This window comes from Streptosporangium sp. NPDC004631 (assembly GCF_053601935.1).
The window spans coordinates 196,269-208,702 of record NZ_JBSGCR010000011.1 but is presented as its reverse complement, the minus strand read 5'-3'; the positions used below and the strand labels follow the sequence as shown (position 1 = coordinate 208,702).

Below are 12,434 nucleotides of genomic sequence, written 5' to 3'. Positions count from 1 at the left end.
AAACGGACGCGTTCACCATCTGCCCAGCCGATCGGCCGGAGCTTCCAGGGCGTTTCGTTTACTTCGTCGTGCCTTTATTCTTTCAGGCCCGCTTTTCCGTGTCAAACCGATCCGTTCGGATCCATTTGATTTGATCGAGCGAGTCTTACGGGAATTCAGGCCACCCTGTTCCCAGGGCAACCCCTCAAACTTACCAGCCTCTGAGCGGCTCTGCGAACCGATCTTCAAAACCATTGGTCTGAGGGAATCGTCGGCAGACACGGAACAAGCCACACCTAAGTCACCGGAGTGAAGGGGTGGTTTGCGCCGGACATCGCCGACGTCAGAACATTAGCAGCCCCCGCAGGCCGCTCGGGACCGAACGGCAAAGCCCGTACCCGAAATCCGGGCCGGAGGCCATGGAAAACATAGACTCGGCGGGGTGAGCAGCCAGACACCGCCTACGGCGAAGAAGGTTCCCAGCGAGCGCGTGCACCACGGGGACACCGTGGTCGACGACTACGCGTGGCTGACGGTCAAGGACGACCCCGAGACGGTCGCCTACCTTGAGGCGGAGAACGCCTACACGCAGCAGGCGACCGCCCATCTCAAAACCCTGCAGGAGACGATCTTCCAGGAGATCAAGGGACGCACCCTGGAGACGGACCTCTCGGTCCCCGTCCGGAAGAACGGCTGGTGGTACTACTCCCGCACCGAGGAGGGCAAGCAGTACGGCATCCAGTGCCGGGTGGCGGCCGACGGGGAGACCCCTCCGGAGCTGAAGGCCGGCGAGCCGCTCCCCGGCGAGCAGATCCTGCTCGACGGCAACGAACTGGCCGGGGAGAGCGACTTCTTCTCCATCGGCACCAGTTCGGTCAGCCCCGACGGGGCCCTGCTGGCCTACTCCGTCAACTTCACCGGCGACGAGCGCTTCACCCTGAAGGTGAAGGACCCCGGCACCGGAGAGCTCCTCGGCGACGAGATCCCGGGCATCTTCTACGGCGGAGCCTGGTCGGCCGACGGCACCACGTTCTTCTACACGACCGTCGACGACGCCTGGCGGCCCAACCGGATCCACCGGCACACGATCGGCACCCCGGCCACGGACGACGTGCTCGTCCACGAGGAGACCGACGAGCGGTTCTGGATCGGCGTCGGCCTGAGCCGGAGCGAGCGCTACCTCGTGCTCTCGGCGGGCAGCAAGATCACCAGCGAGGTCCGCATCCTGGAGGCCGACGACCCGGCGGGCGAGTTCCGCGTCGTCCGGCCCAGGGAGGCCGGAGTCGAGTACGGCATCGACCACGCCGGAGATCACTTCCTGATCCTGCACAACCGGAACGCGGAGAACTTCGAGCTCGCCACCGCGCCGCTCGACGCCCCCGGCGACTGGACCCCGCTGATCGAGCATCGCGCGGACACCCGGCTGCTCGACGTCGACGCCTTCCAGAGCCACACGGTCGTGCACTTCCGCCGGGACGGCCTCACCGGCATCCGCGTCCTGCCGGAGGGGTCCGGGGACGCGGGCGGCGCCGAGCCGTACGAGATCTCGTTTCCGGAGCCGATCTACGACGTCGCGCCGGCCGGTAATCCGGAGTTCGTCACCGAGCGGCTCCGCCTCGGCTACACCAGCATGGTCACCCCGCCCTCGGTCTACGACTACGACCTGCGGACCCGGGAGCTGATCCTGCTGAAGCGGAAGGCCGTGCTGGGCGGTTACGACCCGGACGACTACCAGCAGTTCCGCGAGTGGGCCACCGCCTCGGACGGTACTCGCGTCCCCATCTCGATCGTGGTCAGGAAGGGCACGGAACGGCCGGCGCCGACCCTGCTGTACGGCTACGGCAGCTACGAGATCTCGATCGACCCGTCGTTCTCGGTGGCCAGGCTCAGCCTGCTGGACCGGGGCTTCGTCTTCGCCATCGCGCACATCAGGGGAGGCGGCGAGATGGGCCGCCGCTGGTACGAGGACGGCAAGTTCCAGAAGAAGAAGAACACCTTCACCGACTTCGTCGCCGCGGCCGAGCACCTGAGGGCGGCGAACTGGTCGAGTTCGATCATCGCCAGGGGTGGCTCGGCCGGCGGGCTGCTCATGGGGGCGGTCGCCAACCTCGCACCGGAGACCTTCACCGGCGTGGTCGCCGAGGTGCCGTTCGTGGACGCGCTGAACACGATCCTCGACCCGTCGCTGCCGCTGACCGTCATCGAGTGGGACGAGTGGGGCGATCCACTGCACAACGCAGACGTGTACGCGTACATGAAGTCGTACTCGCCCTACGAGAACGTGGACGACCGGACCTACCCGCCGATCCTGGCGATCACCAGCCTCAACGACACCCGGGTCTTCTACCACGAGCCCGCCAAGTGGATCGCCAAGCTCCGCGACACCGCGCGCGGCGGACCGTTCCTGCTCAAGACGGAGATGGGCGCCGGGCACGGCGGTCGCAGCGGGAGATACGACTCCTGGCGTGAGGAGGCGCTCGTCCTCTCCTGGATTCTCGACACGGTCACGGTGAACCGATGACCTACATCGCGGCGGACGACAGGTACGACGGGCGTCAGCCCTACAACAGGGTCGGCAGGAGCGGCCTCAAGCTGCCCGCGGTCTCGCTGGGGCTCTGGCACAACTTCGGCGACGACAAGCCCTTCGAGATCCAGCGGGCCATCCTCAGGCGGGCCTTCGATCTGGGGGTCACCCACTTCGACCTGGCCAACAACTACGGCCCGCCGTACGGCTCGGCGGAGGCCAACTTCGGCCGGCACCTCCGGGAGGACTTCGCGAGATACCGCGACGAGCTGGTCATCTCCACCAAGGCCGGATACGACATGTGGCCCGGCCCCTACGGCGAGTGGGGGTCGCGCAAGTATCTGCTGTCCAGCCTGGACCGGTCGCTGGAGCGGATGGGGCTGGACCACGTCGACATCTTCTACAGTCACCGGTTCGACCCGGAGACTCCGCTGGAGGAGACGATGGGGGCGCTGGACCACGCGGTCCGGTCGGGCAAGGCGCTGTACGCCGGCATCTCCTCCTACTCTCCGGAGCACACCGCCGAGGCCGCGCGGATCCTGCGGGAGCTGGGCACGCCGCTGCTGATCCACCAGCCGTCGTACTCGATGCTCAACCGGTGGATCGAGGGTGGGCTGCTCGACGTCCTGGAAGAGGAGGGCGTGGGCTGCGTCGCGTTCTCGCCGCTGGCGCAGGGCATGCTGACCGACCGCTACCTCGGTGGCGTCCCTGAGGGGTCGCGGGCCTCGCTGGGGCACTTCCTCACCCCGGAGATGCTGACCGCGGAGACGATGCGGCATGTCCGCACGCTCAACGAGATCGCCCGGAGCCGCGGCCAGTCTCTCGCGCAGATGGCGCTGGCGTGGGCGCTGCGCGACAGCCGGGTCACCTCGGTGCTGATCGGCGCGAGCAGCGTCCGGCAGTTGGAGAACAGCCTCGGCGCGGTGCGCAACCTGTCGTTCGGGGCCGAGGAGCTGGAGGCGATCGACAGGGACGCGGTCGAGGCGGGTCTCAACCTCTGGACCGAGGCCGACGAGGCATGATCCTCAGGGGTCCCGCCCCCCCGGCGAGAGATCCCGAGGACGCCGGGCGGGACCCTCCAGGAGAGACCGGACGGGACGGACGCCGGGCGGGACCTCAGGGGCGTCAGAGGGCCTCGTGTCGCTGCAGGTAGGTGAACGAGGCCCAGCCGGGGAGCACCGGCAGCCAGAAGGTGAGCAGCCGGAACAGCAGCACGGCCGAGGTCGCGACCTCTCCGGGCAGGCCGGAGAGGGTCAGGCCGACGGAGAGGGACGCCTCGACGGCGCCGAGGCCACCGGGGGTGGGCGCCGCCGAGCCGATGGCGTTGCCGGCGAGGAAGACGATGGCGACGGTGGCGAAGTTGAGTGATCCGCCGAAGGCGCGGACGGAGGCGTCCAGGCAGACCACGAAGAAAATGGTCAGCAGCAGGGTGCCGGTGAAGCCCTCAATGATCTTCCGGGGCGACTGGAGCACGTCCAGCAGCCGGGGGATGACACCGGAGAACAGCGAGCGGAGCCGCCCGGTGAGCACCCGGCGCAGGCGGGGAACGCTCAGGATGAACAGCACCACCATGGCCACGGCCAGCAGGGCGAACACCAGGGTGCGCGACGGGGTGAAGGATGTGGCCGCGCTGGAGCCGGTGATGTAGGCGAACAGCAGGAGCAGCGAGATGTGCGAGGCCAGGCCGATGAGCTGGGAGGCGCCCACGCTGGCCACGGCCTGACCGGGCGGGATGCCGCGCTTCTGCAGGTAGCGGCTGTTGATGGCGACGCCGCTCACCGCGGCGGGGGCGACCAGCTTCACGAACGACCCGGCGAACTGGACGAGCACCGTACGGCCCAGCGGGAGCCTCTCCGGCACGAAGCCCCTGAGCATCAGCGCGGCGGCGACGTAGCTCAGTGCCGCGGCGACCAGCGCCACCCCGGTCCAGCCCCACTTGGCAGAGGTGATCATGTTCAGGTTGATCTGCGTGAGGTAGTAGACCAGGAAGTAGGCGGCGAAGGCGCTGGCGATGATGGTGATGAGGGTCCGGGGGCGGAAGCGCTCCAGCCGGACCTCCTCGGTCTCGACCTTGGGTTCGAGTTCGACGATCCGCTCGCGGATCGCGGTCAGCAGCTCCTTGTCCTTGCTGAGGGCGGCCCTCGTCTCGCGGGTGAGCGCGATCCGCTGGAGCAGCGGGAGTGCGCCGGCCAGCGTGTTCGGTCCGGCGACGGCGGCTGCCGCGGCGACGGAACGGTCGGCGCCGACGCGCAGGCTGAGGTAGGTGAGCAGCTGGGCGATGTCGAGTCGGAGCAGGAGGTCGCCGGCGGCGATCTCGCCGCTGCGGGCGTCCATGAGGACGACCCGGCCCTCACGGTCGACGTGGATGCTGTCACCGGTCAGCCGCCGGTGAGCGAGCCGCTGGACCTGCAGGAGCAGAACCTGTTCCCAGATCTGGGCGAGCAGGTTGTCGTCGATCTCGTCGTCGGGGATCTCGTCGAGCGGGCGGGTGTCGATGTGCTCGTAGGCGAGCAGCGCCGCCTCGGTGCCGATCTCACTGGTGCCGACGAGCCGGGGTGTGCTGGCCCCGGCGGCCTGCGCGGCGTACGCCATCAGGGCCTCGCGCTCCAGCTCGGCGCGGAGGGAGCGGATGGCCCGGCGGCGGGTCTCGGTGTTGAGCCGGATCCGCCGCCAGAGCCGGTAGAGCAGCCCGGCGACCTGGCGGTCGCGGTCGAGCACGGTGACGTCGAGGCGGCTGCCGTCCCTGAGCCCTACGGCGTACCTCCGGCTGCTCTGGTGGTCGTCGTCCAGCCTGTGCGCCTTGACCGAGGCGAAGCCCAGCTTGGTGAGGGTGGCGATGACCGCGCTGCCGGGCGGCCGGGTGTTGGGGCTGCCCAGGCCGTACAGCGTGGCGTAGCCGACGGCCAGGCCGACCAGGATCGAGACGACGATGCCGAGGATGGTGGCCGCGGTGGCGGCGAAGAGGGCGGCCGCGTTGAGGGCGACCGCGCTCCACAGGGCCGCGCGCCAGGTGGGGCGGCGGGATATCCGTGCCGCGGTGACGTAGGCGATGACCGAGGTGAGCAGGGTGTTGAGCGGTTCGACTCCGCTCCTGCCCCCGGTCAGCAGGACCTGCAGGTCCTCCGGGCCGGCCTTGAGGATCCACTCGCCGAGGGTGAAGGAGAGCACCATGCCGGCGATCGCCGCGAAGAGGCCCTCGGCGACCCTCAGGCCGTCGCGGTGGAGCACCCGCTCGATGGCGTAGGCGGCGGGGACTCCGAGCATGGCCGCGCCGCTCAGCACGCCGACCAGACCGCTGAGCAGGAACGGCGCCCGGTTCGTCCCGTCGATGACGTCGCCTTCGAGACCGTTGAGCGTCTTCTTCGCCACCAGGGCGAGCAGCACCACGGCCACGAGCCCGATCAGGGTGGCCAGGAAGCGCAGCAGGTCGGACGGGCGGCGGATGCGCTGCGGGAGCAGCGGCTCGATGACGAGCACGACGGAACCACCGCCCGCCGACGGCTCCACACCATCGACGGACGACGCTCTGTCACGTTCCCTGATTTCCGTCACCGCCTGCGATTCTGCACGTTCCGCATTACAAGTGCGTCACTGATCTTCTCGTTCAGTGCCCACAATCGACGTCATACCTATCTCTCCGACCTCTGACGGCCTTGATCACATAGCTCCCATCCTGGCCGCCGAGATCGAAAAAGAGGGCATCCGATGATGCCGGACGGCGCCGTGACCGGCGAATACGTCGGCGGTGCGCGGCGCCGTACGCGGATCGTGGAGAATGCCGCCTCCGGCGCGGCGGACCAAGTGATCATGTGTTGACGCGCGGAGACCGGAACGCCGGGCGCGGCGAACGTGGAGCGGGAGACCGGCGGTCCGGCGTCCGGACACGGCGGAGAAAGGGATCCGGTGCCGTGGCGGCGCCGACACGTCGGCGGCCGGTCTCCCGACGGTACCGGCACCGTCGCCGGAGAGGATGTCGAACGTCCGATTCGCCGGGGGTGTCAGCGCAGACAAGATCAATCTGGCGAACATCGCGTACCTATCCGAGGTTGAGAATTGACCAGCTGACCTGCGGTGATGATAGCCGCAGTGAGCGTTGACCTGGAAAGATGATCATCATGTGCCGCAGCTCAATCGCCACAGCCCCGGTTTCACCGCACCCGACCCCAGCCACCTCCGGCGACCACTCGTGCCCGGGAGACGGCGGGGAACGCCTCGGACGGCCGTGGGCCGTCCAGGCGCGCGGCGGCACATGACTGCGAGCCTTCACGGCAGCGACACCACGACCGTCAAGTGGCTGCGGGGAACACCCCGAACACTGGTTTGACTCCACTCGATAACAAAAGTGAGATCGGTCTTTAAAGATCGCGATTGGACATACTACGTTCCGCTTATCGCGATCACGGGGTATTTCCTGCTCCACTCTCGTTAGAGGAGTTTCGCATGCGCGCACGCGCGTACAAGGGTTTACTGGCCGCTGTCACCGCGGCCTCGGCCATGACCCTCCCCATCGTCTCGGCCGGCTCCGCCAGCGCCGAACCCGAGCCCGACGCCAGGACGTTCAGCCAGTCCGTCAAGACACCGTCCGTCAAGCGGCATCTGGAGAAGCTCCAGCGGATCGCCGACGCCAGCGGTGGCACCCGCGCCTCGGGAACCCCGGGGCACGAGGCCTCGGTCGCCTACGTGGCGGGCAGGCTGCGGGCGGCGGGCTACAGCGTGACCCTGCAGGAGTTCGAGTTCCCGTTCTTCCGCAACGTCACCGACGCCGCGCTCGACCGGGTCGAACCCGCCGCCAAGAAGTACGTGCTCGACACCGATTTCAAGACCATGACCTACTCCGGCTCGGGCAACGTCACGGCCCCCGTGCAGGGGGTGGACCTCGTCCTGCCTCCGAGCCCGACGCCGAGCTCCACCTCGGGCTGTGAGGCGAGCGACTTCGCGGGCTTCACGCCGGGCAACATCGCGCTGGTGCAGCGCGGCACCTGCAACTTCCAGGTGAAGGCCGAGCTCGCCGAGGCGGCAGGCGCCGCCGGCGTGATCATCTTCAACGAGGGCCAGGCGGGGGCGGGCTCCAACGACCGCAGGGTCCTGCTGAGCGGCACGATCGGCGCGCCCACCACCCACATCCCCGTCGTCGGCGCCACCTTCGCCGTCGGCGACGAGCTGGCCGCCACCGGGTCGAAGGTCACGCTCGTCGCCGACACCGAGAGCGACCTGCACCGCAAGACGCGCAACGTCCTGGCCGAGAGCCGCTGGGGCGACCCCGGCAAGGTCGTCATGCTCGGCGGCCACCTGGACAGCGTCATCGACGGGCCCGGCATCAACGACAACGGCTCCGGCAGCGCCGGCGTGCTGGAGACGGCCCTGAAGGCCGGCGCCCTGCCGACCAGGAACAGGCTCCGCTTCGCCTTCTGGGGCGCCGAGGAGCTGGGCCTGCTCGGCTCCAAGCACTACGTGGCCAACCTCTCCGCCGAGGAGAAGGCCAAGATCAAGTTGTATCTGAACTTCGACATGATCGCCTCGCCGAACTTCATCTACGGGATCTACGACGGCGACGACTCCGACAGGACGGGCGCTCCGGCGGGTCCCCCCGGATCGGACAAGATCGAGAAGCTCTTCGAGTCGTACTTCAGGGCGATCGGCCAGCCCCACATCGGCACCGACTTCACCGGCCGCTCCGACTACGGCCCCTTCATCGCGTCGGGCATCCCCGCGGGTGGCCTGTTCACCGGCGCCGAGGGCATCAAGACCGCCGCGCAGGCCGCCACGTTCGGCGGCGAGGCCGGGGCGCCGTACGACAGGTGCTACCACCAGGCCTGCGACACCGTCAGGAACATCAGCGACCGCGCGCTGGCGGTGAACACCGGCGCGATCGCGACGGCGGCGTTCGTCTACGCCTACAGCGACGACCTGCCCGGCGGCGGGACCCCCGGCTCCAGCCGGCCGGGAACCGGCGGCGGCGGTCTCGGGAACGACCACGACCACGCCGGGGTCGAGAGGTGACACCGGCGTCCCCGACGCGTTGAGGTCGAGGGGGTGCGGCCGGACAGGCCTCACCCCCTCTCACATGCCCCTCCCCCGCCCTCCTCGCGCGAGCCCCGCGCCCGGCCGGAGAACGCCACGCCCGGATAAAGTCGGGGCATGGCACTGGGCGAACTGCAGATTCTGGGGGCCTGTCCGCTGGACTGCCCGGACACGTGCTCGTGGGTGGTGACCGTCCGGGACGGCGAGGCGGTCAAGATGCGCGGCAACCCCGACCACCCGTACACCCGCGGCGCGCTCTGTGTGAAGGTCAACCGCTACCTGGAGCACACCCGGGCCGCGGACCGCATCCTGCGCCCGATGCGGCGGACCGGCCCCAAGGGGTCCGGCAGGTTCGAGCCCATCAGCTGGGACGAGGCCCTGGAGGAGATCTCCGTACGGCTGCGCGGCATCGTCGAGGAGCACGGCGGCCAGGCGATCTGGCCGTACCTGGGCACCGGCACGCTGGGCTACGTCCAGGGCTCCGAGGGGATCGCGGGCCGACGGTTCTGGAACGTCCTGGGCGCCTCCAAGCATTTTCTGAACATCTGCTCCACCGCGGGAAACGTCGGGCTGCGGCACATCAACGGCACGCCCGGCGGGATGGATCCGGAGACGTTCGCCCTGTCGCGGCTGATCCTGCTCTGGGGCACCAACACGCTGACCAGCGGCCACCACCTGTGGAAGTTCATCCAGGACGCCCGCGCCGCCGGGGCGTACGTGGTGGCGATCGACCCGATCCGCACCCGAACCGCCGAGCAGGCCGACGAGCACCTGCCGATCCGGCCCGGCACCGACGCGGCCCTGGCCCTCGGCCTGATGAACGTGGTCCTGTCCGAGGGCATGGAGGACCGCGACTACCTCGACCGGCACACGAGCGGCTGGGCGGACTTCCGCGCGGAGATCCTGCGCTGCCCCCCGGAGCTGGCGGCGGAGATCACCGGCCTGCCCGAGCGGGACATCCGGGCCCTGGGTGTACGGCTGGCCCGCACCCGCCCGACCGGCATCCGGGCCACGATGGGCATCCAGCGGCACGCGGGCGGCGGTGCCGCGCTGCGCGCGATCGCCGCCATCCCCGGCGTGACGGGCGACTGGCGCCACCCGGGCGGCGGGGTCGCCTACTCCACCAGCGGTCACATCCACCTGAACATCGACACCCGCGACGACCTGCTCGCCGAGCCGGTCCGGCAGCTCACGATGACCCGGCTGGCCGAAGGGCTGGACGAGTCGGTGAAGTGCCTGTGGGTGTACGCGGCCAACCCGATGGGCTCCACCGCCGACCAGAACCGCATCCGCGAGAGGCTGCTGCGCGAGGATCTGTTCACCGTGGTGATGGAGCAGTTCCCGACCGACACGGTGGACTACGCCGACATCGTGCTGCCGGCGACCATGCAGATCGAGCACGTCGACCTGCACGCGGGCTACGGGCACATGTATCTGATGTGGAACGAGCCCGCGGTCGAGCCGCCGGGCGAGTGCCTGTCCACCACGGAGACGTTCCGCCGCCTGGCCCGGCACATGGGGCTGACCGAGCCGTCGCTGTACGACTCCGACCTGGAGCTGGCCGAGCAGCTGCTCACCTCGGGACATCCGTCGCTGGAGGGCGTCACGGTGGACCGGCTCCGTAAGGAGGGCTGGGTGCGGCTCAACGTGCCGCAACCGTTCGTGCCCTTCGCCGACGGCTTCCCGACGCCCTCGGGCCGGTTGGAGTTCGGGACCGGGCCCGCCTACGTCCCGCCGCGCACGGCCTCCGCAGGGAGCGGGCCGTACCCGCTGGCGCTGATCACCCCCGCCGCCCACACGTTCCTCAACACCACCTTCGGTAACAACCCCGAGCTGCTGCGGCGTTCCAAGGGGCCGCGAATCCTGATCAACCCCGAGGACGCCGCGCGGCGGGGGCTGAGCGACGGGGGGCGGGCCCGGGTGTTCAACGACCACGGCGAGTTCGAGGCCGTGGCGGAGATCAGCGACCGGGTACGGCCCGGCGTCGTGGCCTCCACCAAGGGGCACTGGCGCAAGCTGAGCGCCGGGGGCGCGACGGTGAACGCCGTGGTGGAGGAGCGTGACGCCGACATGGGCCGGGGCGCGGTCTACCACGACAACCTGGTCGAGGTCGCTCCCGCCTCCGGCTCGGACGGCCTCGGCGGACCTCGCGCGTTCCGCGACGAAAGCAAGGGTCGAAATCAGGGTTCCTCCCCGATGTGAGGAGGGGGGTCGGAAGGGCAGTCTGATGTCATGAACGACGAACTGACTCGACGTGACGAGATGTCCCTGGCCGGTGCCGCCCTGCGCGGGGCGCCCTGGAAGGCCGCCGCGGTGACCGGGGGGGCGACCGCCGCCGCCAGCTTCGGCCTGGGGGTGATCCTGCCGGGCAGGGGGGACCTGACCTGGGCGCTGACGCTCGGCATCGGGTTGTTCGCGCTGATCGCGGCCGTCGGCTCGGTCGGCAGGCCCAACACCGGGGACCGGGTGACGCGGCAGGCCCGGCTCTGGGCGCTCCGCCACCCCTGGCGTTTCTCCCTCTACCCGGCGCTCGGCGCCGCCGCGCTCATGTATCCGGTGCAGCTCGTCATCGACGACCAGGGCGTGTTCGGCGCGGCGCTGGACGCGCTCCAGGGCGGGGTGACGGTGTATCTGATCACCGCGCTCCTGGCGCTGACGCTGAAAGGCCGGGGGCGCCCCTCGCTGCCCTACCGCCCCTAGAGCGGGCCCCCGCCCGCACCACGGGACCGTCTCCGCGCCGCCCCGGTCCGGGCCCCGGCCGTACGGCGGGGATCGCGCGCCCCGCCCGCTCACCGGTGGGACGTCACCCCGGCGTCCTCTCGTAGTCGGCCCGGCAGACGCAGAACTCGTTGCCCTCCGGGTCGAGCATGGTCACCCAGCCGCTTCCCTCGGGGGTGCGCCGGTCGTCGTGGATCGTGGCGCCGACCCCGAGCAGCCGCTCGACCTCCTGGTCACGGGTGGTGCCGTCGGCGCCGGTGACGTCCAGATGGACGCGGTTCTTGACCGACTTGCCCTCGGGGACCCTGATGAACAGCAGGTCCGGTGTGCCCTGGAGCAGGACCTCGTCGTCGTCCTGTCCGGTCTCGGGGTGGATCTCGCCGCCGGTGGCCCGGCTCCAGAAGGTCGCCAGCTCGTACGGCCGGGCGCAGTCGAAGGTCACGCACTGAACGTCAATCATGGGTCCACCCAACCGCGACACCACCTAAAGCGTCAAGCAGGTTATTTCCCGTCGCCCGCCGACGGCGCCGGGTCGATCCGCACCCCCGGCGAGACCGCCGGTCGGCCCGGCCCCACCCTGCCTGGAAGCTCCCGGTTTCAGTCCCATCGGGGATCCCGCAGGTCAGTGACCGCCCCCGGCGAGGTTGAGGCCGACGACGCCGACGAGGATGAGAGCGATCGAGGCGATTTTGAGGAATGACACGTCGTCGCCCAGGACGAGCATGCCCAGGGACGCGGTCCCGACGGCGCCGATGCCGGTCCAGACGGCGTAGGCCGTACCGACCTCCAGGCTCTTCAGCCCCATCGCGAGCAGGCCGAAGCTGAGCACGGCGAAGACGGCGAACCCGATGCTCGGCAGGAGAACGGAGAACCCGTCGCTCATCTTGAGCGAATAGGCCATCGCGACCTCGAACAGTCCGGCGACGACGATGATCATCCAGGCCATGACGGCTCCCCCTGACAGGAGCGTCGTCTTTTCCGACCGGGTACGGCGCGTCTCGTCCGGGAGCGGCTCTTTTGAGGGCTCTAGGGAGAAAACATAGCAAAAATCACTTTGATTCCCACCGGAGGGTGAACCGCCGGTCACGCGGACGACCCGCCGGGCGATCCATCGGGAGATCACCGCGACGAACGTCCCATCGGAGCGGTTTTTAGGGGTTACTGGCGGGTAGCATCAGAGGTAAGGTTACTG

Annotated in this window: 8 protein-coding genes and 1 riboswitch; of the genes, 5 read left to right on the top strand and 3 right to left on the bottom strand. The window is 69.5% G+C overall.

What is annotated here, in order from left to right; genetic code table 11:
• The first annotated feature begins 421 nt into the window (after nucleotides 1-421).
• Together ACWEF2_RS14490 and mgrA are read left to right on the top strand one after the other, a co-directional pair.
• Entirely contained in the window at nucleotides 422-2,500 is a 2,079-nt protein-coding gene (locus tag ACWEF2_RS14490; RefSeq protein WP_453815265.1) for a S9 family peptidase, read from the top strand.
• Nucleotides 2,497-3,525 (top strand): L-glyceraldehyde 3-phosphate reductase, encoded by a 1,029-nt coding sequence (gene mgrA, locus ACWEF2_RS14485; RefSeq protein WP_453815264.1) that lies wholly within the window; start codon nucleotides 2,497-2,499, stop codon nucleotides 3,523-3,525. Before ACWEF2_RS14490 ends, mgrA begins: the two co-directional genes overlap by 4 nt.
• Nucleotides 3,526-3,628: 103 nt before the next feature.
• Here the strand turns inward: mgrA and ACWEF2_RS14480 are convergent, their stop codons facing one another.
• Nucleotides 3,629-5,980, bottom strand: a complete 2,352-nt coding sequence (locus ACWEF2_RS14480) for a lysylphosphatidylglycerol synthase transmembrane domain-containing protein (protein ID WP_453815262.1) — start codon at nucleotides 5,978-5,980, stop codon at nucleotides 3,629-3,631.
• Nucleotides 5,981-6,943: 963 nt separating this feature from the next.
• On the opposite strand from ACWEF2_RS14480, the gene ACWEF2_RS14475 reads away from it, so the two are divergent.
• The 3 genes from ACWEF2_RS14475 (at nucleotide 6,944) to ACWEF2_RS14465 (ending at nucleotide 11,224) form a co-directional block, all read left to right on the top strand.
• Nucleotides 6,944-8,503 carry a M28 family metallopeptidase gene (locus ACWEF2_RS14475; protein WP_453815260.1) on the top strand — a complete coding sequence of 520 codons (1,560 nt, stop codon included), beginning with the start codon at nucleotides 6,944-6,946 and terminating at the stop codon, nucleotides 8,501-8,503.
• Nucleotides 8,504-8,641: 138 nt separating this feature from the next.
• The gene (locus ACWEF2_RS14470; RefSeq protein ID WP_453815258.1) at nucleotides 8,642-10,726 is read left to right on the top strand and encodes a molybdopterin-containing oxidoreductase family protein; all 2,085 of its coding nucleotides are present in this window, start codon (nucleotides 8,642-8,644) and stop codon (nucleotides 10,724-10,726) included.
• A gap of 30 nt (nucleotides 10,727-10,756) precedes the next feature.
• Entirely contained in the window at nucleotides 10,757-11,224 is a 468-nt protein-coding gene (locus ACWEF2_RS14465) for a hypothetical protein (protein WP_453815256.1), read from the top strand.
• A gap of 103 nt (nucleotides 11,225-11,327) precedes the next feature.
• Here ACWEF2_RS14465 and ACWEF2_RS14460 read toward each other — a convergent pair whose 3' ends face one another.
• Together ACWEF2_RS14460 and ACWEF2_RS14455 are read right to left on the bottom strand one after the other, a co-directional pair.
• Complete coding sequence (locus tag ACWEF2_RS14460; RefSeq protein ID WP_453815254.1) at nucleotides 11,328-11,702, bottom strand: VOC family protein; 375 nt, start codon at nucleotides 11,700-11,702, stop codon at nucleotides 11,328-11,330.
• A 162-nt stretch (nucleotides 11,703-11,864) separates the two neighbouring features.
• Nucleotides 11,865-12,188 (bottom strand): DMT family transporter, encoded by a 324-nt coding sequence (locus ACWEF2_RS14455; protein WP_453815252.1) that lies wholly within the window; start codon nucleotides 12,186-12,188, stop codon nucleotides 11,865-11,867.
• 17 nt (nucleotides 12,189-12,205) lie between these two features.
• Nucleotides 12,206-12,272: riboswitch (guanidine-III (ykkC-III) riboswitch) on the bottom strand.
• Nucleotides 12,273-12,434 lie beyond the last annotated feature (162 nt).